This window comes from Dyadobacter luticola, from assembly GCF_005860805.1.
GTDB lineage: Bacteria > Bacteroidota > Bacteroidia > Cytophagales > Spirosomataceae > Dyadobacter > Dyadobacter luticola.
On the sequence record NZ_VCEJ01000002.1, the window covers coordinates 313,155 to 337,304 of the forward strand.

16 protein-coding genes are annotated in these 24,150 nt (G+C 48.4%); 12 read left to right on the forward strand and 4 right to left on the reverse strand.

Going from position 1 to position 24,150, the window contains the following annotated elements; genetic code table 11:
* The first annotated feature begins 42 nt into the window (after nucleotides 1-42).
* The 10 genes from FEN17_RS01260 (at nucleotide 43) to FEN17_RS01305 (ending at nucleotide 16,723) form a co-directional block, all read left to right on the forward strand.
* On the forward strand, nucleotides 43-945 hold the full coding sequence (locus FEN17_RS01260) for a ThuA domain-containing protein (protein WP_138363506.1): 903 nt from the start codon (nucleotides 43-45) through the stop codon (nucleotides 943-945).
* Between the two features lie 138 nt (nucleotides 946-1,083).
* On the forward strand, nucleotides 1,084-2,070 hold the full coding sequence (locus FEN17_RS01265) for a type 2 periplasmic-binding domain-containing protein (RefSeq protein WP_229208637.1): 987 nt from the start codon (nucleotides 1,084-1,086) through the stop codon (nucleotides 2,068-2,070).
* Between the two features lie 111 nt (nucleotides 2,071-2,181).
* Nucleotides 2,182-5,211: a SusC/RagA family TonB-linked outer membrane protein gene (locus FEN17_RS01270; protein ID WP_138363507.1), complete on the forward strand. Its 3,030-nt coding sequence runs from the start codon at nucleotides 2,182-2,184 to the stop codon at nucleotides 5,209-5,211.
* A 29-nt stretch (nucleotides 5,212-5,240) separates the two neighbouring features.
* Complete coding sequence (locus tag FEN17_RS01275) at nucleotides 5,241-6,668, forward strand: RagB/SusD family nutrient uptake outer membrane protein (RefSeq protein WP_138363508.1); 1,428 nt, start codon at nucleotides 5,241-5,243, stop codon at nucleotides 6,666-6,668.
* A gap of 237 nt (nucleotides 6,669-6,905) precedes the next feature.
* Nucleotides 6,906-8,330 (forward strand): sulfatase, encoded by a 1,425-nt coding sequence (locus FEN17_RS01280; RefSeq protein WP_138363509.1) that lies wholly within the window; start codon nucleotides 6,906-6,908, stop codon nucleotides 8,328-8,330.
* A gap of 8 nt (nucleotides 8,331-8,338) precedes the next feature.
* Nucleotides 8,339-10,681, forward strand: coding sequence for an arylsulfatase (locus FEN17_RS01285; protein ID WP_138363510.1), 2,343 nt, complete (start codon nucleotides 8,339-8,341; stop codon nucleotides 10,679-10,681).
* Between the two features lie 187 nt (nucleotides 10,682-10,868).
* Nucleotides 10,869-12,476 carry an arylsulfatase gene (locus tag FEN17_RS01290; RefSeq protein WP_138363511.1) on the forward strand — a complete coding sequence of 536 codons (1,608 nt, stop codon included), beginning with the start codon at nucleotides 10,869-10,871 and terminating at the stop codon, nucleotides 12,474-12,476.
* A gap of 31 nt (nucleotides 12,477-12,507) precedes the next feature.
* Nucleotides 12,508-13,872: a sulfatase family protein gene (locus tag FEN17_RS01295; RefSeq protein WP_138363512.1), complete on the forward strand. Its 1,365-nt coding sequence runs from the start codon at nucleotides 12,508-12,510 to the stop codon at nucleotides 13,870-13,872.
* 21 nt (nucleotides 13,873-13,893) lie between these two features.
* Nucleotides 13,894-15,276: a sulfatase gene (locus FEN17_RS01300; RefSeq protein WP_138363513.1), complete on the forward strand. Its 1,383-nt coding sequence runs from the start codon at nucleotides 13,894-13,896 to the stop codon at nucleotides 15,274-15,276.
* Nucleotides 15,277-15,289: 13 nt separating this feature from the next.
* The gene (locus FEN17_RS01305) at nucleotides 15,290-16,723 is read left to right on the forward strand and encodes a sulfatase (protein ID WP_138363514.1); all 1,434 of its coding nucleotides are present in this window, start codon (nucleotides 15,290-15,292) and stop codon (nucleotides 16,721-16,723) included.
* A gap of 10 nt (nucleotides 16,724-16,733) precedes the next feature.
* Here FEN17_RS01305 and hemW read toward each other — a convergent pair whose 3' ends face one another.
* Both hemW and FEN17_RS01315 read right to left on the reverse strand, forming a co-directional pair.
* The gene (hemW, locus tag FEN17_RS01310; protein ID WP_138363515.1) at nucleotides 16,734-17,858 is read right to left on the reverse strand and encodes a radical SAM family heme chaperone HemW; all 1,125 of its coding nucleotides are present in this window, start codon (nucleotides 17,856-17,858) and stop codon (nucleotides 16,734-16,736) included.
* The gene (locus FEN17_RS01315) at nucleotides 17,858-19,927 is read right to left on the reverse strand and encodes a TonB-dependent receptor (protein ID WP_138363516.1); all 2,070 of its coding nucleotides are present in this window, start codon (nucleotides 19,925-19,927) and stop codon (nucleotides 17,858-17,860) included. The genes hemW and FEN17_RS01315 overlap by 1 nt, the downstream gene beginning before the upstream one ends.
* Nucleotides 19,928-20,101: 174 nt before the next feature.
* On the opposite strand from FEN17_RS01315, the gene FEN17_RS01320 reads away from it, so the two are divergent.
* A complete protein-coding gene (locus FEN17_RS01320; RefSeq protein WP_229208638.1) occupies nucleotides 20,102-20,614 on the forward strand; it encodes a hypothetical protein in 513 nt (170 codons plus the stop codon).
* 71 nt (nucleotides 20,615-20,685) lie between these two features.
* On the opposite strand, the gene ctlX is transcribed toward FEN17_RS01320, so the two are convergent.
* Together ctlX and FEN17_RS01330 are read right to left on the reverse strand one after the other, a co-directional pair.
* Nucleotides 20,686-21,642, reverse strand: a complete 957-nt coding sequence (ctlX, locus tag FEN17_RS01325; protein WP_138363517.1) for a citrulline utilization hydrolase CtlX — start codon at nucleotides 21,640-21,642, stop codon at nucleotides 20,686-20,688.
* 28 nt (nucleotides 21,643-21,670) lie between these two features.
* A complete protein-coding gene (locus FEN17_RS01330; RefSeq protein ID WP_138363518.1) occupies nucleotides 21,671-23,122 on the reverse strand; it encodes an arginine deiminase family protein in 1,452 nt (483 codons plus the stop codon).
* A gap of 258 nt (nucleotides 23,123-23,380) precedes the next feature.
* Between FEN17_RS01330 and sufC the strand changes: the two genes are divergently transcribed.
* The gene (sufC, locus tag FEN17_RS01335; RefSeq protein ID WP_138363519.1) at nucleotides 23,381-24,139 is read left to right on the forward strand and encodes a Fe-S cluster assembly ATPase SufC; all 759 of its coding nucleotides are present in this window, start codon (nucleotides 23,381-23,383) and stop codon (nucleotides 24,137-24,139) included.
* Nucleotides 24,140-24,150 lie beyond the last annotated feature (11 nt).

Sequence of the window (24,150 nt, forward strand, 5' to 3'; positions counted from 1 at the left end):
TGATATAAGGTTACTTATTTTCAAAACTAGAACCTGCGGACCATGAAAAGGATTGTGCTGATATTCATTGTATTGCTTGCTGTTTTTACATTCAAATCATTTGCCCAGAAGATAGAAAAAGTAGCGGGCGGAAAGAAAAAGATTGTTTTCATAGCAGGCCCGGACAGTCACGGGAAAGGTGATCACGAGCACAAAGGAGGCTGTACTTTGCTGGCAAAAGCGATCAATGATAGCGTTCCAAATGCGGAGGCGATCGTTTTTGACGGCGGCTGGCCAAAGGATATCAGCATCCTGGACGATGCCGACGCAATTGTTATGTATGCCGACGGCGGCGACAGTCATATGGTGATTCCGCATTTGGCCGAAATGGATAAGCTCATGCAAAAAGGCGTCGGGTTGGTGGTGTTGCATTTCGCGCTGGAAGTGCCGCAGGGCGAAGCTGGAAACGATTTTAAAAAGTGGATAGGAGGGTATTTTGAAATCAACTGGTCGGTAAATCCTTCCTGGGAGCCGAATTTCGCCAGTTTTCCCGTTCATCCCGTTTCCCGCGGACTGAAACCATTTGCGGTGGAGGATGAATGGTACTACCACATGCGGTTCACGGAAGATGAAAAAAACATCACGCCGATCTTACAAGCATTACCTCCCGAAAAAACATTGAACCGGCCCGAAGGCACACATTCCAGTAACCCGGCAGTGCGGGAAGCCGTGATTACCAAAAAGCAGCCGCAAACTTTGGCCTGGACTTACGAGCGTCCCGACGGAGGTCGCGGATTCGGATATTCCGGCGGACATGCGCATAAAAATTGGAAGAATGATAACATTAGAAAACTCGTACTTAACGCAATTTCCTGGTCGGCCAAAATCGACATTCCCGACGGCGGAATTCCGTCAGCTACACCCACCGATGCCGAGTTGAATGCACTCACAAAACGCATTAATTAGATTTGAAAAGCGCATTTCATTGAATTTAAAGAAACTTCTTGCTATTTAAATTTCTTTAAATTTACTTTGTCTATCAAATTAGTAGATTTCTCTTTGTTAACCACCAGCATAAGAGAATTAACAAAATCATTTTCACTGATGAAATCGATGGATGTTTATTCGTCGCAAGGAAAACTTGCGTCCAGGGTGGTTAACTTTTCTTCGCGCCGGATTTTATTTCTGGCACTTGTATTCACGTTATTTTCCGGCCGCGCGTTTTCACAGGAGACCGCCGACAACAAAGTCATTATCACCGGCGTACGGTTTGCGTACCCGCTGGTAGAAAAATGGATCAAAGACTACACGGCTGCAAATCCAAAGGCGCAAATTGTGATCGAAACGCGGACGATCACCGACCCGCAAAAATATGACCTGCTGATCGAAGCTTATGAACAGGAAAAAGCAGTGAAAGACTCGCGTGAGTACATTTCGGTTGGGAGATATGCCCTGCTGCCGGTCGCAAATTCTAAGTCGAACTTTGCGAAGGAATATGCTGATAAAGGCCTGACAGAGAAGACTTACAAGCAGATTTTCTTTCACGACATTTATGCTGAAAAAGACAAATCACTTCCCCAGGATTACACCATTTACACCCGCCTCCAAAAAGCCGGCGCACCGCTGACATTCGCTAAATATTTCGGTTACGAGCAGCAGCAAATCAAGGGAAAGGCCATTGCAGGTGCCGACGAGCATTTGATTAAAGCGCTTTTAAAAGATGAAACCGGCATCAGCTACACCACGCCCGGCCTGGCGTATGATCTTCAAACCAGAAAACCACTGGACGGAATCACCATTATTCCTGTCGATCTGGACGGAAACGGCCGCGTTTCCAAAGAAGAAAAATCACTCGGCGACCTGGATCAGGTGCTGACAAGTCTGGAAGCGGAGAAAATCAAGAATGTGCCGATTGAATATGTCCATTTCTCGATCGACAAACACAATTCTAACCCGGAAGCCAAGAAATTCCTGCTTTGGGTGGCTGCCAATGCAGAGAAGGATCTGCGCCAGTTTGGTTATCTGAAACCTGATGCTAAGAGATTGGAGCAGGAAAAAGAAAAGCTGGAAAGGTTCGCTGCTGTAAAATAATCCGAGCTTACGTATAGCGTGTGCCGTCAACTTGCATGTTGGCGGCGGAAGAATTCTTGTGCCCTTCTTAAATTCCCAACAACCACCATTTTTCAACCTGCTTACATTTGAATGAAAAAGTACGTGTACCTCACGGTCCTCCTTGCCTTGTTTTTAACATCGGCAAAGGCGCAGGAAGTAGTGACCGGAATTGTAAAAGACGCCTCGGGGCAGACCATCCCGGGCGCAACCATTATCCTCAAAGGAACTTCCAAATATGCCGCCAGTGATGTAGACGGAAAGTTTAGCATTGCCGCTCCGAAAGATTTTCCATTTACCCTGCAAGTCAACATTACTGGCTACCAACAGAAGGAGATCGATATTTATGAATTGTCGGAAGAACCTGCGGAAATTACCTTGAAAACCGCGAATGTGCTCGATGAAGTAGTCGTGATCGGGTATGGTACGCAGAAGAAAGGTGACCTTACCGGCTCCGTATCTTCTGTGCCGCAACTCGTTCTGAAACAGCCGATCAGCTCCTTTGACCGCGCACTGCAAGGTGCAGCGGCAGGTGTGCAGGTGACGCAGACTTCGGGCCAGCCGGGCGCGGCGGTGAGCATCCGCATACGTGGGGGAAATTCGATTACGGGTGGGAATGAGCCACTTTATGTCATTGACGGATTTCCGGTTTATAATAGTAACGCCGATGCCAGCGCGGGCGTGACTGCCGGGCCGAGCATTAATGCATTATCCAGCCTGAATCCAAGTGATATTGAGTCGATTGAAGTTTTAAAAGATGCTTCTGCGACGGCGATTTATGGTTCGCGCGGCGCAAATGGCGTGGTTTTGATTACCACCAAAAAAGGAAAGGCCGGACAAAATACTTTGACTTACGACGCTTACTACGGCACGCAAAAAGTACTGAAACGGGTGGACGTGATGACCAGCGCGAAAGATTGGGCGGTCCTAAAAAACGAAGCCCGCGCCAATTCCGGCAAAGCGCCATATTATACTCAGGATCAGATCAATGCATTGGGTGAAGGTACAGACTGGCAGGACGAAGCATTCCGCTCGGCAAGTATCCAGAACCACCAGATTTCCCTGACCGGCGGCGACGACCGCACGCGGTATGCGATTTCAGGTAATTATTTCAAACAAAATGGTGTACTGCTCAACACCGATTTCGAAAGATACTCGGGACGGATCAACCTTGATCGCGATTTTTCTTCCAAATTTAAAGTAGGGGTTAATTTAACTGCCAGCAAAATCAGCTCCCAAGTGGCGAATGATGGCATTGTAAACGCATTGCTCTCCATGCCGCCGACCGTAAATGTGCGCGACGCCTCGGGAAAGTATACCTATCAAAGTGAATTCGAAACGCCGCTGGGCAACCCTATCGCGACTTTGGAAAAAGAAATTAACAAAACGACCACGTACCGGATGCTGGGGAATGTGTATGGCGAATACACATTTTTCGACGGGCTGGTGGCGAAAGTTTCCTTCGGCGCGGACATCTTGAACAACAAACAAAACCGCTACATTCCTTCGGACATTTACCAGGGCGCCAACTCTAACCCGACCGGAAAGGCTTACGTAGGCTCCAAATTTGCCAACACCTGGCTGAATGAGAACACATTAAGTTACTCGAAAACATTCAATCAAAAACATTCGATCAGCGTGGTGGCTGGGTACACACAGCAGGCATTTTCAGTGGAAAGTGCGATTGCAGGTTCGCAGGCTTTTGTCACGGATCAGTTGACTTACAATGATTTAGGTAGCGGGTCGGTGTACACGCAGCCCACTTCCGGCTCTTCTTCCTGGGCATTAAATTCCTATTTGGGCAGGATCAACTATTCTTTTGACCAAAAATACATTGTGACCATCAGCGGCCGCGCGGACGGTTCCTCACGGTTTGGAAAAGACAACAAATGGGGCTACTTCCCCTCTGCCGCAGTGGCCTGGAATGTTTCGCGGGAAGATTTTCTATCATCGTTCAAAACGATCAGCAACCTGAAATTGCGCCTGAGCGCCGGAATCACAGGTAATCAGGAAATCGGGCAGTATTTGTCGCTGGCTACATTGGGCTCTAACACCTATTTCTTTGGTGGGCAGACTTACATTGGTTTCGCGCCAAACCGCATCGCAAACCCGAATCTGGGCTGGGAAACGACCGCGCAGTACGACGGCGGTATCGACTTATCCCTGTATAAAAACCGCATCAATTTCGTTTTTGACGCTTATTACAAGAAAACGACCAACCTGCTGCTGAATGTGCCGCTTCCGTACACGACCGGGCAGAGCACATCCTTGCAGAATTATGGTTCAGTAGAAAACAAGGGAATTGAGCTGGGGATCAATACTGAGAATGTAACCGGCTTGTTGTCATGGAATACCAATTTTGTTTTTTCTGTGAACCGCAACAAGGTTTTGACTTTGGGCGATGGCGCGGACTACATTATCTCCGGTGCCAACATTGCCAAAGTGGGCCAGCCGCTGGGATCTTTTTATGGATATAAAACAAATGGTTTGTTCCAGAGCGGCGACGATATTGCCAATCTGCCAACAATCAACCCGGCCACAACCAAACCCGGCGACCGGCGATATGTGGACATTAACGGTGACAACAAAATCACCCAGGCCGACGATCGCACATTAATCGGAAATGCCCAGCCAAAGTTCCAGGGCGGGATTACGAACACTTTGTCCTTCCTGAATTTTGACCTGAGCGTGTTCCTGCAAGGTAGCTATGGTAACAAACTTTTCAATCAGAACAGACAACAACTCGAACTCTTGACGGGTCAGCAGAATGCGTCGGTGGCGGCATACGATCGCTGGACGCCTGAAAATCCGGGCAATGAAGTGCAGCGTGCATTTGAAGATCCTGCCCCGGTGAATACCAGCCGGTATGTGGAGGATGCGTCTTATCTGCGGCTCAAAAACATTACGCTGGGCTACAACCTGCCGAAGAGCATCACCTCGAAAATCCATTCGAGCCAAATCAAAGTGTATATCTCCGCTGCCAACCTGGCTACCTGGACGAAATACACCGGTTTTGATCCCGAAGTGAGCCGCAACGAGCAGAGCACATTGGGCCAGGGAATCGACTACAGCGTGTATCCTTCTTCCAAATCATTTCTGGCAGGTTTGAGCATTTCATTTTAAGGTTAAGGCCTGATCTAACATTGAAAATCATGAAAAAAGTACTCTATATATTATTGGGGATTTTCAGCTTTACGTCCTGCACGGATCTGAATGAAAATCCGTCTTCCCTCATCACTTCCGAACAATTTTACAAAACCGAAAGTGATGCTATCGCAGCGGTGACGAGCGTCTACAATGCTGCGCTGAACAACGGCGGGCTGACGATGTACAACCGTCTCGTGCATTTGGCTTTCGAGATCATGTCCGATGATGCGATTGCCGGTTTGCGAGTAACCAATGCCGATGTCCGTACGATTTCGGTACTGGCACATTCCACGACAAATGACCGTGTGGACGAGCTTTGGAAAGAAAGTTACGCCGCCATCATCCGGGCAAACATTGCTATCGAGCGCATTCCGCAAATTGATATGGACCCGACATTGCGGACGCGGCTGGTGAATGAATCGAAGTTTTTGCGTGCTTTAATGTACTTCAATCTGGTAAGGCTGTGGGGCGATGTACCGCTGATTGTTCTGGAAAACACTTCGCTGGGCAAAGATGCGATCCAGGTTTCGCGCACGCCGAAAGAAGAAGTATATCAGCAGATTATCAAGGATTTGACCGACGCCGAAGCATTGCCGACTTCATTTTCCGGTGCCGATGCGGGCCGCGCGACTGGTGGCGCAGCGAAATCAATTCTCGCGAAAGTATACCTAACCCGCCAGGAGTGGGATAAGGCGGCGGCGAAAAGTTTGGAGGTGATCAACGGACCTTATGGTTATGATCTTTTTGAAAATTTCGCCGACGTTTTCAATGTCGCGACCAAGAATGGGAAGGAGCATATTTTCTCTGCACAATTTAAATCCAATGTCAACGGTCAGGGAAACCGGCTTGCTTCGTCGGCTACGCCGGTAGGGATACCCGGTGTAGCTGCAGCAGGCACCGACGAGCCGCATCCTGACGCATACGCACTTTATTCGGCCACCGACAAGCGTCGCGACGTCACATTCTTCACATCACTCGTAAGTCCTACCACCGGCAAGGAAGTCACATTCCCGCCGCGTTTTTACAAATATTTTGACCCGGCCCAAATCGGTAACCCGACCGAATCGGCCAAGAATGTACCCGTAATCCGCTTCGCCGAAATTCTTTTGATTTACGCCGAAGCTGTAAATGAATCCAAAGGCCCAACCGCCGACGCCTACGCCGCAATCAACCGCGTCCGCAAAAGAGCAGGGCTCGCAAACCTGGCTGGTTTAACAAAAGACACCTTCCGCGAAGCCATTTACCTGGAAAGACGCCTGGAACTCATGTTCGAATTTCAGCGCTGGTTTGACCTTGTGCGGACAAGGAGGATGATCGATGCCCTGCATAAGGCTGGCAAGACGAATGCTGCCGAGAAGCATTATTTACATCCGATCCCTCAGCGTGAAATGGATCTGAACCCGAAGCTGGTGCAGAATCCGGGGTGGGGGTGATTAAAGTTGTCATGCTGAGCGGACCGGGCCGCCGGGCGGTCGAAGCACGCTACTGGTTAAGCACAACGCTTTTACATTTTGCCCAGCCAGAAACGTGCTTCGACTCCGCTCAGCATGACAAAATAAGGCGTTCATGATGATAGCATTAGGGCTTTCGCAATTAAAATATTACAGCACTTATCAAGACAATTTAAACGCTGCAAAAACCAAAAGATCTGGCCTGAACCAAAAAATTAAATGAAATACATAGCATTAATCCTAACCTTCCTTCTCACAATCACCGAGCAAGCCCAGAAGCCGGAGCGTCCCAACGTACTCTTCATCCTCGTCGATGACTGGGGGTGGACGGACCTGAGTTCTGCGGGAAGTAAATACTACGAGACCCCCAACATTGACCGCCTGGCTTCGCAGGGTTTGAAGTTTACCCAGGCTTATTCCGTCGGGCCGAATTGTGCGCCTAGCCGGGCTTCGCTGATGACGGGGAAATATACACCTAGACATGGGATCTATACGGTTGGAAACTCGGATCGCGGGCAGTCGGTGGACCGGAAGTTGGTTCCGATCAAAAATAATACAGTGTTAGATCCGGCTTTTACGACGATTGCTGAGGAGTTTAAGCATGCTGGTTATCAAACTGGTTTGATTGGTAAGTGGCAGCTGGGTGAGAAGGAGGAGCATGCCGATGCGCATGCCCAGGGTTTTGATTTTGCGATCGGGAACAGTGAGGGCACGCCTTCTTATTTTTATCCTTATTCAAAAAACGGAAAACCTACGCCGCATGAAGGCATAACCTCGGGCAAGGAAGGTGAGTATATTACCGACCGGCTGACCGATGAGGCCGTTAAATTCCTCGATTCCAATCAGAAAAAGCCATTTTTTCTCTACTTATCCTATTTCGCGGTGCACACGCCGGTGGAAGCGAAGGAATCGATCATTGCCAAATACCGGGCTAAAAAGGGGGATGAAAATCACAATAACCCTACTTATGCCGCCATGATCCAGAGTGCCGACGAAGGGATCGGGCGGGTCTTGAGAACATTGGATTCTTTGAAACTAACCGAAAATACTTTGGTCGTTTTCTTTTCGGACAATGGTGGTCAGGGCGCGAATACGAGCAATTATCCGCTGCGCGGCTCGAAGGGAATGTTGTATGAGGGCGGAGTCCGCGTGCCGCTGATTGTGAAGTGGCCAGGCAAGACCAAAGTGGGTTCTACCACAGATACACCGGTGATCGGGGTCGATTTTTATCCTACATTATTGGAAATCGCTAACATTCAGAAGCCGATGAATAAGGAGTTTGATGGGCAAAGTTTTGCGCCGATTTTGGTACAAAAACAAACTCCTGCCCGAGACATTTTCTGGCATTTTCCCGCTTACCTCGAAGCTTACAAAGGTGATAAACGGAACAGCGATGCATTCCGGACGCGGCCGGTGAGCACGATACGGTCGGGGGATTTCAAGCTGCACCAGTTTTATGAAGATGGGCGGGTTGAGCTGTATAACATTCGGGAAGATATTGGTGAAACAAAAGATCTTTCCAAGTCTAATCCAGTCAAATCCAAAGAGTTAAAAGATAAGTTGAATGCCTGGATCGCGAAAACCAATGCGCCGATCCCGACCCAGCTTAACCCCGAATTTGCCCCCGCATCCACAGGAAAATAAATGATACCATGAAAACAGTTCTAAAAATTGTAGCCTCCGCGCTGGCAGGCAGCTTGCTGGCCGGGCAGGTTTTGGCGCAAAACAGTCCGCAGCAACCTTGGAATGGAAAGCTGGGAAAAACTTTGCAGGAATCGACGCCGTATAAGATCGAGCACAATCCCAAAGCCCCGAAAGGCGCGCCGAACATAGTCTGGATCTTGATCGACGATGCCGGATTTGGCGCGACGACTGCATTTGGCGGACTTGTTGAAACACCTAACATTGACAAGCTGGCGAACCAGGGATTGCGTTTTACCAATTTCCACACGACGGCCATCTGCTCGCCAACCCGCGCCGCATTGCTGACCGGCCGGAACCATCATTCTGCGCACGTCGGTTTGCTGACACCGGCTGCGGTGGATTATCCGGGTTATGATACTTTTATGCCTTTTGAAAAGGCGACGGCAGCCGAGATTTTGCGGGAAAACGGTTACAGCACATTTGCACTGGGAAAATGGCATTTGACGCCGGTGGTCGAAAATTCGCAGGCGGGGCCATTTAACCGTTGGCCGACCGGTCGCGGCTTTGATCATTATTACGGTTTTCTGCCCGGCGCAACGGATCAGTGGCATCCCGAACTTTGGGAAGATGCGACGAAGCTGGACATTGAGCCAAATACCAAACATTTAAACGAACTACTTGCGGATAAGGCGATTAAGTACATTGCCAATCAGAAATCCGTCGATGCGGAGAAACCATTTTTCCTTTACCTCGCGACTGGCGCGACACATTCACCACACCAGGTTTCAAAGGAGTGGATTGATAAGTACAAGGGAAAATTCGATGCGGGTTGGGATAAGTACCGTGAAGTGGTGATCGAAAACCAGAAAAAACTAGGCATTATCCCTCAAAATGCGGTTTTGCCAGAGCGAAATCCGGGCGTGAAAGAATGGGCTACCTTATCTGAAAAAGAGAAAAAAGCCTATGCGCATTTCATGGAGGTGTATGCGGCATTTTATTCTTATACCGATTACGAAATCGGCCGGATCGTGAATTATCTGGATCAGATTGACCAGCTGGATAATACGGTGATTGCAGTGATTTTGGGCGATAATGGTGCGAGCAAAGGGGGTAGCGAGCATGGTACGATCAGCCCGCAGATCAACCGGCTGCAAGGCGAGGCGCGTATTGATGCGATCCTGAATGCAAGAGATTTAATCGGCACCGACGAATCCAGCACCGATTATCCGATTGGCTGGGCTGCCGCGGCCAATACACCTTTCCGCTACTGGAAGGCCGATGCCAATACCGAGGGCGGCACGCGCAACCCGATGATTTTATATTATCCCAAAGGCATCAAGGACAAGGGTGGCATCCGTAATCAGTATGGTCACGTGATCGATATTTTGCCCACCACATTAGAAATGATCAAAGGAGAATCGCCGAAGCTGGTGAATGGTTACAAGCAGGAGCCGATCGAGGGAACCAGTCTGGCTTATGCGATCGACAATGCGAAAGCGCCGTCAAAACATAACATTCAATATTATGAGATCGCCGGTGCGCTTTCGATTTACAAAGATGGATGGAAGGCTTCGAAAGGGCATGATGTGTGGGAAGGTCTGGAAGCCGGCACCGGCAAAGCGGACCCGACGGGCGGGAAAGTGGATTTCAGCCGGGATACCTGGGAGCTTTATAACTTGAATGAAGACTTCAACGAGCGCAACAACCTCGCCGCCAAAAATCCTGCGAAACTGAAAGAATTGCAGGCCGTTTTCGACCAGGAAGCGAAGAAATATAATGTATATCCACTCAAAGATTTCACCGCCCACGACATGCCTTCGGGTCGGACGGTTTATGGCAAAATGCCGAACATTACCTTGTTCCCCGGCGTGGATAATTTGGTGGGCGTGAGCAGTCCGCTTTACGACGGGCGATCATTTACGGTGAATGCGGAGGCTGAGATTGTTACCGGAAATGAAGAGGGCGTTTTGTTTGCGGTGGGAGGGGAAAAGAGCGGGATCAGCCTGTTCGTGAAAGACGGCAAATTCCACTATACCCATAAAACTGCGAAGGATGTTTTCAATGTCTCTTCCGCTAATGTTATCCCGAAAGGAAAAGTGAATTTCAAGCTGGTTTACGAACATTCCGGCCCGGCTGAGGCTGGTAAGTCAGTCGGCAAGGAAACGGTTTATATCAATGATGAAAAAATAGGGGAAAGATCCTTTACCGCCGCCCAGGCGCAGATTCAGGGGCCGAGGAATTTGGATGGTACGGACGTGGGACGCGATCAGAAGAATGCGGTTTCGGATTTGTATAAGGTGCCATTTTGGTTTACGGGGAGGTTGAGGAAGGTGACGATTGCTTATCCGTGAAATGAAGGTCGCTTAAATTTTAATTTCCTTTTGTCTTGCTGTGTTAACGTCGTCATGCTGAGCGGAGTCGAAGCACGCTACTGGCTCGGCACAACGCCTTTTTTACACTGTGCTCACCGGTAAAAGTGCTTCGACTCCGCTCAGCATGACAAGGAAAAAAGCAAAACACCATAAATATAAAATCAACATGAAAAAATATAGCATAATACTACTCCTGACGCTTTTCACGCTCAATATCGCTTTCGCCCAAAAAAAACCAAACATCATCGTCATCCTGGCTGACGACCTGGGCTACGCCGACCTCGGCTGCTACGGAAGTGAAATCCCGACTCCTAACCTGGACAAACTTGCCCAAAATGGCGTGCGGCTGACGAACTTTTATAACACAGCCCGCTGCTGCCCGACGCGTGCTACGTTGCTGACGGGTGTGTACGCGCATCAGGCGGGGATTGGGCATATGATGGATGATAAGGGTGCGGAGCATCCGGCTTATCGGGGGCAGCTGAACCGTAATAGCGTGACGATTGCGGAGGTGATGAATACGGCGGGGTACTTTACGGCGATGACCGGGAAGTGGCATGTGGGGCATCAGCATGGGGTGTATCCTTCGAACCGTGGTTTTCAAAGGTCTTTGCATGCGCCGGTGGGTGGGTTTTATTATCCCGATGGAAAAAATGCGAAGGTGTTTTTGAATGGTGCGGAAATTCCAAATGATTCGGATAAGCTGCCAAAAAGCTGGTATTCTACGGATTTGTGGACGGATTACGGGTTGCGATTTATTGATGAGGCGATTGGTGAGAAAAAGCCATTTATGCTTTACCTGGCACACAATGCACCGCATTTTCCTTTGCAGGCTGCGGAGGAAGACATTGCCAAATTCAGGGGTAAGTATCTGAAAGGCTGGGAAAAGCTGAGACAGGAGCGCTATGAAAAGCAGATCAAGCTGGGCCTGATCGATCCTTCCTGGAAGCTGCCGCCGATCAATCCCAATGTTACTAAATGGGAAAGTCTGAGCGACGCGGAGAAAAAGCGCTACGATGACATGATGGCGATTTATGCGGCGGTGATTTACCGGCTGGATAAGAGTGTCGGCGACCTGGTGGCTGGCTTGAAAAAGCGGGGCGTTTTTGATGATACGGTCATTCTTTTTGTGTCGGACAATGGTGGAAATGCTGAGCCGGGGATCGAAGGAAAGTACGAAGGCGACAAACCGGGTGACTCACAATCTGCTGTTTTCATTGGTCAGGGCTGGGCGGAAGCAGCTTGCACGCCTTTCTGGGCTTACAAGCACCACACGCATGAAGGTGGCATTTCTTCGCCGGGCATTATCTCCTGGCCAAATGGTATTCCGGCTGCGCGCAACGGAAAATTTGAAAAACAGCCTGCGCACATTGTCGATATCATGGCAACATTGGTCGATCTCGGCGGGGCGAAATATCCGACTACATTTGAAGGAAACAACATTCAACCTCTGGAAGGCACCAGCCTGAAACCGGCATTCACCGGAAAACCCATCAACCGCAAAAACCCGATCTTCTGGGAACACGAAGGCAACCGCGCCATCCGCGACGGAAAATGGAAGCTCGTAGCGGAAAAAACCGAAAAATGGCAACTCTACGACACGGAAAAAGACCGCACGGAGCTCGATGACCAATTCGAAAGACAACCTGAAATCGCTAAAAAGCTAGTCGCGAAATACGAGGAATGGTACAAGCGGGTAGGAGCGGAGGAATATGATAAAACATTCAAATGGTTTTATGACTATGACAAGGCGAAGCAGCAAGCTGGAAATTAAAAAGACAACACCTGACCATACCTGACAACATATGACCAAGTTTAGCCCATTCCTAACATTCCTCCTGCTGCTCACCCCGGCAGTTGTTTTTGCCCAAAAGAAATCCCCCAATATTGTCTTCATCCTCGCCGATGACATGGGGCGGGAGTGTATCGGGGCTTATGGGAGTACTTATAAGACGCCCAACATTGACAAGCTGGCGAAAGAGGGGCTGAAATTCAATTACGGATTTGCGCAGCCGCTTTGCACGCCCACGCGGGTGCAACTTATGACCGGGAAGTATAATTACAAGAATTACTCGCAGTTCGGGCATCTGAACCAAGACCAGAAAACCTTTGCGCACCTAGCGAAAGAGGCAGGTTATGCTACGGCGATTGCCGGAAAATGGCAGTTGGGCGCGAATAACAAGCTGCCCAAACATTTCGGTTTTGACCAGTATTGCCTCTGGCAGCTCGACAAGCCGCGACGTGACGGCGAGCGTTATGCCAAACCTTTGATCGACAAGGATGGTGAAATCCTGAAAGCGACGGATGACGATTACGGCCCCGACATTTTCGTGAATTATATGCTGGATTTTATTGAAAAAAATAAAAACGGCAAGTTCCTGGCTTACTATCCGATGGCTTTGGTGCATGATCCTTTTTACCCGACGCCCGACAGCAAAAGCTGGAAATCGGATGTGGCGGGCAGGCAGAAAAGTGACACGCTGAACTTCCGCGATATGGTGGCTTACTCGGATAAGAATGTGGGTAAGATCATCCAGAAATTGAAAGACCTGGGCATTTATGAAAACACGATCATCATTTTTACCGGGGATAATGGTACCGGTCGCCCGATTGTGACGCCGATGAAAAATGGCAGCACGGTGAAAGGCGGCAAAGGACTGACGATTGACCGCGGCCACCACGTGCCACTGATCGTGAACTGGGGAAGCGGCAGATACAAAACCCACGAAACCGATAACCTGATCGATTTTACCGATATGCTACCCACCCTGGCGGAGGCAATGCAGGTGAAAGTCCCGGCGGAATGGGACACTGACGGTCACAGCTTTTTGCCACAGATCAAAGGAGAAAAGGGCAAGCCGCGCGACTGGATTTTCTCACATTACCAGCCAATACATTCCGAGGCGGCAAACAAGCAGTCGGCGCGGTTTATCAGGGACCATCATTTCAAGCTGTATTCTGATGGTCGTTTTTATGATTTGGAAAAAGACATTGAAGAGAAAAATCCGGTTGCAGAAGGTAAAGCGGGAGCCGCGGGAGAGAAGCGTCGTAAAGTTTTTCAGGCTGAGCTGGCCAAGTTACCACCTTGGAAATTTGGCGATCCAGGCATTCCAAAGGTGATTCTGCCGGGATTAGAGCCGGATCCGGCATTTGCGGATAAAGCGGATTAACAGCATTAAACATTGAATCAGATGAAATCGAAATATGCATTTTTAGCATCGCTGACATTTTCCTTTGCGATTTTTACCCAAACATTTGCCCAGAAAAACCAACCGAAATACAACGTCCTCTTTATCGCAGTTGATGACATGAACGACTGGATTGGTCCTTTTGGCGGGTATCCCGGCATCAAGACACCGAATATTGATAAGCTGGCGAAAAGGGGCGTGATTTTTACCCGGGCGTACTGCTCGGCGCCGGCTTGTAACCCTTCCCGCGCCAGTTTGCTGACCGGCGTGCGGCCTTCTACTTCCGGGGTTTACCATAATAATCAGCCCTGGCGGCCGGTTTTGAAGGATGCCGTGACCTTGCCGCAATATTTCACAGCCAATGGTTATGAAGTGGAAGGTGCAGGGAAAATCTATCATGATGTTTTCAATGATGAAGCCTCGTGGCCAAAATATTTCGGTGTTCCCAAATCTCCCCAGCCGCCTGCCAAGCCTGTGAATGGTTTCTCGAATTTCGATTGGAGTCCGGTGGATGCGAAGGATGAGGATATGGGGGATTACAAGATTGTCAGTCAGGGAATTGATTTTTTTGGTAAAAAACACGAAAAGCCATTTTTCCTGGCGATCGGATTTACGCGTCCGCATTTGCCGTGGTATGTACCGCAAAAATATTTTGATATGTACCCGCTCGAATCGATCAAAAAGCCGAAAGTGATCGACAATGATCTGGGCGATGTCCCGTCGGCGGGGATAAAAATTGCAAAGCCGGAAGGCGACCACAAGTTTATCCTGGAAAATAAACAGTGGGAAAAAGCGGTGCAGGGTTATCTCGCCAGCACAACTTTCGCGGATGGACAGATCGGGCGGCTGCTGGATGCTTTGGAAAAAAGTGAGTATGCCAAAAATACGATCATTGTTTTCTTTGGCGACCACGGCTGGCATCTCGGCGAGAAGGAACATTGGCGGAAGTTTGCCTTGTGGGAAGAAGCTTCGCGCGTCCCTTTTATCGTGTATGCACCGGGTTTATCCAAACCTGGCGCGGTTTCGGAACGCACTGTGAATCTGATGGATATTTACCCAACATTAACCGAACTGTGTAATTTGCCTACGAAAAAAGGCCTGGAAGGAAACAGCATTGTGCCGCTGCTGAAAAATCCAGCGACGGCCTGGGACCACTCTTCGGTGACGACGCACGGTTTCGGGAATCACGCGGTACGGTCGGAAAAGTACCGGTATATCCGCTATAATGATGGCTCGGAAGAACTTTACGACCACGATACTGATCCGCAGGAGTGGAAAAATTTGGCAAAAGACGAAAAATATGCCGCTGTGAAGGCGCAATTGGCAAAATCATTGCCTGCCGTAAATGCCAAAGACGCGCCCACCGTGAAAGAAGGCAAAGAATAAACCTTAAAATCTTATGATCAGAAATTACCGTTTTGCTACGGCAATCCTATCTGTTTTGGCTTTGACGCCGGTTTTACATGTTCAGAATAGCTACGCGGGGGAGATTGAAGAGGAGAAGGCTAAACCGAAATACAATGTGCTGTTCATTGCTGTGGACGACCTCAATAATGATCTGGGATGTTACGGAAATACATTTGTAAAAACGCCTAACATTGACCGGCTGGCGAAACGCGGCGTGAAATTCAATCGTGCCTATACGCAGTTTCCGCTTTGTAGCCCCAGCCGCTCTTCGCTGCTGACAGGTATGCGGCCGGATGTGACGAAGATTTACGAGTTACAGACGCATTTCCGGAAGACTTTGCCGGATGCGGTGACGATCCCTCAGCTTTTTAAAAACAACAAATATTACAGCGCCCGCGTCGGGAAAATATTTCATTACGGCGTGCCGGGGCAAATCGGTACGGATGGGCTGGACGATCCGATTTCGTGGGACCAAAGGGTAAATCCGAAAGGCCGCGACAAAACGGAGGAAGCATTGATCAAGAACCTGACACCTGACCGCGCGCTGGGCAGCGCACTTTCGTGGCGAGCATCGGAGGGAACAGATGATGAGCAGACGGACGGGATGATCGCCAATGAAGCGATAAAAATTATGACGGAGAAAAAGTCGGAACCTTTTTTTCTGGCGGTCGGATTTTTCAGGCCGCATACGCCTTATGTGGCTCCGAAGAAATATTTTGATATGTATCCGGTGGAAAAAGTGCCGCTGCCAAAGGAAATTCCAAATGATCTGGACGATGTGCCCGATGCCGCATTATTTACCAAACCGCCGCATTGGGGCTTGTCGGTGGATGACCGGAAAGAGGCTCTGCGCGGTTACTATGCCACAATTTCTTTCATGGATGCGCAAGTAGGGAAGGTTTTGGACGCATTGGATAAATTGAAACTGACTGAAAAAACGGTGATCGTGCTGTGGAGTGACCACGGCTATAATGTGGGCCAGCACGGGCAGTGGATGAAGCAGAGCTTGTTTGAAAATTCGGCGAGGGTACCATTGATTTTCTCAGTTCCAGGCGGGACAAAAGGGAAAACTTCTGCAAGAACGGTGGAGCTGCTCGACATTTATCCCACGTTAGCCGAGCTGTGCGGCTTGACAGCCGACCAGAAATTGCAGGGAAAAAGCTTGGTGCCGCTGCTGGAAGATCCCGGTTTTATATGGGACAAAGCAGCTTACACACAAGTGAAAAGAGGGCAGATCATGGGCCGGAGCGTTCGGAATGAGCGGTTTAGATATACCGAGTGGGATGAAGGAAAAGCTGGTGTGGAACTTTACGATCACCAGAAAGATCCTAATGAATTTACCAATCTGGCCAAGGACAATAACTTCATCATTACGGTGGGTGAGATGTCGGCGCTGCTCAAAAAGGTGTATCCGGCTTCGGAGTAATCGCTGCATGTCAGTCAATAAAAAGGTCACTGGCGATGCGGTCGGCGAAAAGTTTGCCTGCGCTGGTCAGGAAAAGTGAGTCGCTGTCTTCCCAAATCCAGTTCAGTCCCGACATTTTTTCCAGGTCGTTTTGGTGGGTTCTGTAGAATGTGCCTTGCGACAATGTCTCCAATTTTTGTTTGTTCACGCCCCATTTTGTTCTGAGGCCAGTCAGCAAATATTCATTCGTCTGATCGGCTGGGGATAATGTTTCGAATGTTGCCGGGATTTCGTTTTTCAAAATCGCTTCCAGGTATTTCGCATTATTGGAAATATTGTATTCCCGGCTGACACCATTGTAGGAATGTGCACTTGGTCCGATTCCTAGATATGGCTTTTGTTTCCAATAGGAGCTGTTATGCCGGCTATAATGCTGGTCGCGGGCGAAATTGGAAATCTCATATTGCTCGTAGCCATTTTCTGCCAGGGCTTTGACCAGAATCTCAAATTGCTGGGCTGCGAATTCTTCATCGATCGGCTTGATCTTTTTCTTTTTCAACCAACTGCCGAAGGCAGTTTGCGGCTCAATGGTGAGGCAGTAGGCAGAAATGTGCGAAACATTCAGTTCGAAGGCTTTTTCCAGATCACTTTTCAGAACGTCATGGTTGTCGGCCGGAATCGCATAAATCAGGTCGATAGAAATGTTGTCAATCCCAATTTCCTGCGCAATCCTAACGCAGTTTCCAGCTTCGTCGGCGGAGTGAATGCGGTTTAGGAACTGTAAATGCTGGTTATTAAATGATTGGATACCAATGCTCAGACGGTTAATTCCTGCGTCGAAAAGTTGTTGCAGCTTTTCCCGGTTAAGGTCGTCGGGATTGGCTTCCAGGGTTATTTCGGCGTTTTCGGCAACATTAAAATGCTGGTAAATGGTGCCGATCAGCTGGTTAAATTCCTCTTTATCAAGCATGGAAGGTGTGCCTCCGCCGAAGTAGATGGTTTCAATATTCCCCTCTGGCAGGTAGGATTTCCGCAGTCCGATTTCCGCTGCAATCGCATTTACAATCGCTTTTTTATTGGCAAGGTTGGTGCTGAAATGGAAATCGCAGTAGTGGCAAGCCTGCCTGCAAAAGGGAATATGGATGTATAAATGCATTATCTGTTACTTTTCCGCCACTCCCAGCCGACTTTCACGCCCGCCCAGAGGTTGTTTTTAGGCGCAGCATTGTAGAACCGGTTTCCAAATGCATTAATGTCATAGCCCAAACTGTAAATATCAGCTTTCACTTTTTCCGCGGAGACCGACAACTCGCTGTAAAAATGTCCGCCCCAGCTTTTCTTCCAGCTCGCACGGCCGATGTACTGGTTATAAGCCGAATTTTTAATGGTATTGGCATCATTCAGATAAAATGAGTCGCCCGACTGATAGGTTGCAAAGAGTGAGAAGCCGTATTTGAACAACATATCGAGGCCGGTAGTTTGGCTGAATCTTGGCACGCCGGGGATCAGTTTTCCTGACAAATCAACATCCGCTTGTTTCAGGTTTTCAAAAGTATACCGCGTCCAGGTGCCTGCATTCCATAATTTCAGCATTAAAGGTGAGTCTGATGAATTGATAATGTCGTAAGCGACTGTCCATTCCAGACCTCTTTGTTTGGTTTTTCCGGCATTGATAAAATATTCCGCACCCGCTTCATTCGTACGGCGCACGATGGATTGTCTTAAGCCAAATTGATACAAGCTAACTTCCCCCGAAATCCGCGTCCCTACACGCCGAATGCCGATTTCTGCGTTTTTGCCGCGCTCGGCTTCCAGGTCTTTCCGGAAACCGCCTGCCGAGGGGCGAACTTCCTGCAAGGTAGGAGGGGAGAAGCCGCCGCTGTAAGATGCAGTAACTGCCCAGTTTTTTGCAAAAACCTTATTTAAAGCAAACCGCGGCACAAAAATGCCGTCAAAGTTCTTCTGGTCCTTGTTGTACGGCAGCGGGAAAAATCTTTCGTACTTATATTTAAATGTATTGTAGCTCACGCCCGCGCTCAATGTCAGGTCAGTGAAAAATGTTGCTTCCAACTGACTAAAAACTGAAAGATTAGTGGTTCTCAGATCTTCCACCGTCTGCTGCTTGTCCGGCGCGCCGCCAATGTTATCGTAATTCCGCTGCGCCGATTTTCCATATTGCCATTCAAAGCCGCTCGTCCAGTTGGTTTTCACATCGCCAAACTGCGACCTGTTTTGCCAGATATTTCTGCCACCGATGCCATTTTCATCTCTTTTTTCATAATTGGAAATAAAAGGATTCGCGAAGTCGGTATAAGTAAGGTATAATGCTGTGGATTGTGTCCAGGAATCTGAAAGCGGCAGAACGTAATTTCCGCCAAGAAGCGCCATTTTGGTATAGATCGCTGCTTGCTGGGCTTCACTGCCGGGTAATGTTGGCGTGGGCTGCCTAGCCAGTTTCGGATTTGTCTGGTACTGTGCCAGGTTAATTCCGCCGGGTGTCTGGTAGTAAAGGTCGGAGTACATGCCCAGGAGCGACAATGTACCTTCGCCAATTTTGGAAGAAGAAGTAAAACGGAGCGCGTCGCGGGCCATCGCGCTGTGGTTGCGGTAACCATCCTGCTCGCTATGACCATATTGCAAAGAAATATCGCCTACTTGAACCGTCGTATTGCGGCTTTGAAAACCATATTTTCCAACACTTACACTTTGCTCGACGCGGTTTAATAAAGCATTATCGGTATGACTTTGCAAAAGAACAACCCCGCCGGTACCTGCTCCATAAATGCTGCTTCCCGGCCCTTTAATCACCTCCATACTCTGTACAGCGCTGTAATCCAGGGAGTTTAGCGGTGTATTGCCGCTGGCGTCAGTAAACGGAATACCATTCCAGTAAAACTTCACATTTCTAACGCCGAACGGCGAGCGGATCAGACTTCCGCGGACTGAAAACCGGTAGCTGCCCGGCGAGCGCTCTTCCATTTTCACACCCGGAACTGTGTTGACAGCATTGGCCCAGGTATAGCTCGAAAATCTTTCGAATGTACGCGGCGTGAGCAGTGCGACGGTGGCCGTGGTAGTCAGCGGATTGGCTTTGGATTCGAATGCGTTGATGGTGACTTCCTGCAAACTGCGGGCTTTGAGTGTATCCTCAGCAACCTGCGCATTTACAAGTGTATTCGAAATAAAAAATGTCAGGAACAGGCTAGGAACGTAAAATCGGGACATAGGGGTTAGTCATAGGTCGAAAAAATGTAAGCTATAATTAAAGGGCCATAGGCGCCTTCACTACTTGAATTAAACCCACTGCGGTATTTCGAAGTTCAAATCCGCCTGCTTTGAGAATAAAATTCTACAACCGCAGGATCTTGCGGCGTATAGTGGTCTGGTAGGATTTTTTTATTGGCAGCACAGACGAGTTGTCACAAAACATCAACACCAAATTTAATCTCAATTATGAAAAAGATCACCTGGTTGGTAGCTTCCCTGATGCTGATGGGAACCGTAACATTTACAAGCTGTTCAGAAAAAACAAAGGATTCGGCAAACGAAACTGTTGAAGAAGCCAAAGATGATATGGATGAGAATGTAGCGGATGCAAAGGCAGATATCAAAGAGGCAGGCGATGACTTTGAGGCAAAAGTGAAAAAAGACAAGGCGGATTTGAAAGAAAATATCGACGAAGCCGTAGCTAAAATTGACGCTAAGATTGAAGAGGCAGACGCCAAAATGGATAAGGCTGCTGAAAAGGAGAAAGCGAAATGGAAAGAGCGCAAAGCTGAGTTAAATAAAGAAAAAGAAGATCTGAAAGAATCCTGGAAAGAGACTGAAAACGAAACAGCCGACAAATGGGATAACTTCAAAGCCAAAACTCAGGCGAAGCTTGACAAGGTGAAAGCAGATTTGAAAGATTAAGTAGAATTAAGAATATTTAGGGTTAGGAAATAACAAAAAATGCTCCTCTTGGGAGCATTTTTTGTTTGTAGTCATTTCCGCGGCAGGTGGATTTCTGTCATCATGCACCGTGCCGATCCGCCGCCATATCCCTCAATCACAGTAAGATCGGTGTGGACGAGCCGGGCGTAGTCGCTGAGGACTTGTTTTTGTTTTTGGGTCAAGCTATCGTAGGCCTGGGTGGACATTACCAGAAATTTGTCGCCGCGGGTATTCCGCACCATCAGCATATTGCCCGCAAAATGGCGCACCTGTTCCAGTGTTATTTCTACAATGTATTTGTTGGTTTCTTCCAGCGCCGATCTGACCATCAATCTTTCGTCGGGATTCTTGATCGCTTCGAGGCAGACCACCGCGAAAATGTCACCGATGCACATCAGCACATTGGTATGGTAAATCGGCTTATCATTTTCATCCGAGGCGGTAAATGCCACGATTTCATATCCCATCGCATCAGCAAATGCATCCAATACCTCGGGATGCGTGCGCGGCGAAAGACAGGCGTAAGCGATTTTATACCGCCGGTCGAGCACCATGCTTCCGGTACCTTCCAGGTATTTTCCTTCGGACTCAAAGTGCGTCAGGTCAATGATTTCCTCGACCTTATAGGAATTCCTTAATGCAGCAATAATGTCGTCCCGCCGCTCCAAACGACGGTTTTCCGCCATCATTGGGTATAAAACGACTTTTCCGCTCTGGTGAAATGATACCCAGTTATTGGAAAAAATAGCATCGGGGCGGTGCTGCTCGTCATTATCGCTAAAAACCTGGACGTCAAGCCCAATCCGCGCAAGCTGCTCGATCATCAAATCAAACTCCTCCTGTGCGGCTTGTTGCGCGCTTTCGCCGTTTTGAAGGACAAAATGCTCCTGCTGAAATTCGTTACTCGCAGCAGTTTCGGCATTGAAGCCAAACCTGACCGGCCTGATCATCATGATCCGGGCCGTAGATTGCGGCTGTATCTGGGCGGATGAAGTGATGGTTCGCATAGGCGTTTTTTGGTAAGTCTAAATTTAATCAAAATTCCCGCAAAAGCGGCATGCTCATGCAATGTGATCCGCCCCGCGCGCGGGAAAGTTCGGCGGAGGGAAGCATGATAAACGTGTCGGTCAATGTGTCCGGTGATAGTTCATTTGCTTCAAATTTTTGAAGTAATTCTTTGGCGCTGATAATGTTAAAACCTTGCTTCCTGAAAGCGTCCAGCGTTTTATCGTTCCGGTCATAACCGATCACAACACCTTCTTTCAATGCCAGCAAATTGCAGGAGTCGGTCCACTGCTCGCGCTCGCCGTAAGGAAATTCGTTGCCGCCGGAATAGATGAATTTGACGGGTTCGGTCACGCCTAGATCGTCGCGACTGATCTCCGAAAGCAAGTCTTCGAGGTTTTCAATCTCGCGTGGCAGCTCATTTCCTTTGGTAAATTGTAAAATCCGGAATGCTTCACGATGATCGGCCGGCGCGAAAAAATGCAGTACGTCTTTTTTCCTGGCCTCGTCACCAAGCCTGGCGAGTGACGCGAGCAGCACCCACACATTCTTTTTAACCTGGGTGAAAATTGTGTCAATGTGCATGTAATCCCGCTTTTTCGGGATTTTGATGATGGAAATTTTCTGGACAATGTTCTTATCAAAAAGAATTTTCATCACCTGCTGCGCCGCGTAAAGGGAAGTTCTTTCACTGCAACCGATCAATAAATGATTCGGCGCGACCATCATCACATCGCCACCTTCCAATGTACAGCGGTGAAAATCACTCGCTTTTTCATCATCCGGTAAAAGAAAATGCCGCTCATTCTCGGGAATTTCGATCAGGTTTTTGCGGATATGCCCGAAAATCGGATGATAGAAAAAAACAAACTGCGCCAGGATGGATTCTCGAGTGCGGGCTGTTTTCGCAGGTTTGTTTAATAATATATGATCATTAATGACGATGCCGATATCTCGGGTGAAAATTAGGTTTGGCAGCGGCGCAAAAAGCATTCTTTTATCCGAAAATGAGCCGGAAATGAAGATTTTGGCCAGCTCATGCGGGGCGCAGGTGTTCAGTTCTTCCTGGACCTGGTACGAACATCTTTCAATACCACATATTGCCGCCGTGAGCTTTACACGGGTTTGCTGGTTTTCCAGGATTTCTTCCAGAAGTCGCTGGATGTCTACCACATAGTCCGAAGCGAAGTAATTTTCGGAGCCGGGAATGAAAAAGGAGCGCGTCGGGTCACTGTCTATTTCGGCGAGCCGGCCCTTGATTTTTTCGGGATCCAGAAAATAGAGCAGCAGTTTTACATAAAAGTCGTATTCACCCCGCCGCATGGTGTCCAGGTGCACAATGTCCTCGAAAAGCCAGTCCTGCGCCTTGCTCGGCACCACCTTTCCAAGTCCACGATCAGGGCTGTGGATGAGCAGTCTTTTTAAGGTACCTGTTTCAGTGCTGACATTAATTGGCAAAGCGGACTGTATTTCAGTGGTCATGAATGAAGTGTTGGAATGCGATGTGTGCAAAGTAAATCTTTCTTTTTCAAATAAAAATATGGACAGATTCAACTCCCTGGCACTGTGGGTATTTGATTCATAAATATCGCTTCTGCGGGAACGAGTGGAAGTTTAAAAGGGTTGTAGAATAGAGGTAGCTTACGTATTTCAAGGGTTTCGACGATTTTCTTTTACGGGCAATCCGTGTTACTTTTGCGGTAAATTACCAGGAACTACATTCTAAGTATAAATTCAATTATGCTCTCTATTAATGACTTACGTGCCTCAGTTGAAGGTAAGGAAATATTAAAAGGCATCAACCTGGAAGTAAAGCCGGGTGAAGTGCATGCGATTATGGGGCCAAATGGTTCCGGAAAAAGTACCTTGGCGTCTGTTTTGGCAGGTAGGGAGGAATATGAAGTTACCGGAGGAAGCGTAGTGTTTGATGGTAAGCAATTGTTGGAGTTAGCACCTGAGGAAAGAGCTGCAGAGGGAATTTTTCTCGCGTTCCAATACCCGGTAGAGATCCCCGGCGTGACAACCATCAACTTTTTGAAAACAGCTGTCAACGAAATCCGTAAGTACAGGGGTGAAAATCCGCTGGACGCCGCACAGTTCTTGAAAATGGTGCGTGAAAAAGCCAAGTTGGTGAGTATGAATGATTCACTACTGAAAAGAGCTTTGAATGAGGGCTTTTCGGGTGGTGAGAAAAAAAGAAATGAAGTGTTTCAGATGGCGGTGCTTGAACCCAAGCTGGCCATCCTAGACGAGACCGATTCTGGTCTGGATATAGATGCTTTACGTATTGTTGCAGAAGGTGTTAACTCACTTCGTTCTCCGGAACGCGCGACCATCGTTGTGACCCACTATCAGCGTTTGCTGGATTACATCGTCCCTGATTTTGTGCACGTGCTTTACAAAGGCAGGATTGTGAAATCGGGCCCGAAAGAACTGGCGTTTGAGCTGGAAGAAAAAGGTTACGATTGGATCAAAGCAGAAGTTGAAGCAGTAAGCTAGTATCAAAGACT

Coding starts and splice junctions, on each gene's coding strand:
- FEN17_RS01260 (WP_138363506.1), top strand. CDS start 43: ATGAAAAGGATTGTGCTGATATTCATTGTATTGCTTGCTGTTTTTACA.
- FEN17_RS01265 (WP_229208637.1), top strand. CDS start 1,084: ATGAAATCGATGGATGTTTATTCGTCGCAAGGAAAACTTGCGTCCAGG.
- FEN17_RS01270 (WP_138363507.1), top strand. CDS start 2,182: ATGAAAAAGTACGTGTACCTCACGGTCCTCCTTGCCTTGTTTTTAACA.
- FEN17_RS01275 (WP_138363508.1), top strand. CDS start 5,241: ATGAAAAAAGTACTCTATATATTATTGGGGATTTTCAGCTTTACGTCC.
- FEN17_RS01280 (WP_138363509.1), top strand. CDS start 6,906: ATGAAATACATAGCATTAATCCTAACCTTCCTTCTCACAATCACCGAG.
- FEN17_RS01285 (WP_138363510.1), top strand. CDS start 8,339: ATGAAAACAGTTCTAAAAATTGTAGCCTCCGCGCTGGCAGGCAGCTTG.
- FEN17_RS01290 (WP_138363511.1), top strand. CDS start 10,869: ATGAAAAAATATAGCATAATACTACTCCTGACGCTTTTCACGCTCAAT.
- FEN17_RS01295 (WP_138363512.1), top strand. CDS start 12,508: ATGACCAAGTTTAGCCCATTCCTAACATTCCTCCTGCTGCTCACCCCG.
- FEN17_RS01300 (WP_138363513.1), top strand. CDS start 13,894: ATGAAATCGAAATATGCATTTTTAGCATCGCTGACATTTTCCTTTGCG.
- FEN17_RS01305 (WP_138363514.1), top strand. CDS start 15,290: ATGATCAGAAATTACCGTTTTGCTACGGCAATCCTATCTGTTTTGGCT.
- hemW (WP_138363515.1), bottom strand. CDS start 17,858: ATGCATTTATACATCCATATTCCCTTTTGCAGGCAGGCTTGCCACTAC.
- FEN17_RS01315 (WP_138363516.1), bottom strand. CDS start 19,927: ATGTCCCGATTTTACGTTCCTAGCCTGTTCCTGACATTTTTTATTTCG.
- ctlX (WP_138363517.1), bottom strand. CDS start 21,642: ATGCGAACCATCACTTCATCCGCCCAGATACAGCCGCAATCTACGGCC.
- FEN17_RS01330 (WP_138363518.1), bottom strand. CDS start 23,122: ATGACCACTGAAATACAGTCCGCTTTGCCAATTAATGTCAGCACTGAA.
- sufC (WP_138363519.1), top strand. CDS start 23,381: ATGCTCTCTATTAATGACTTACGTGCCTCAGTTGAAGGTAAGGAAATA.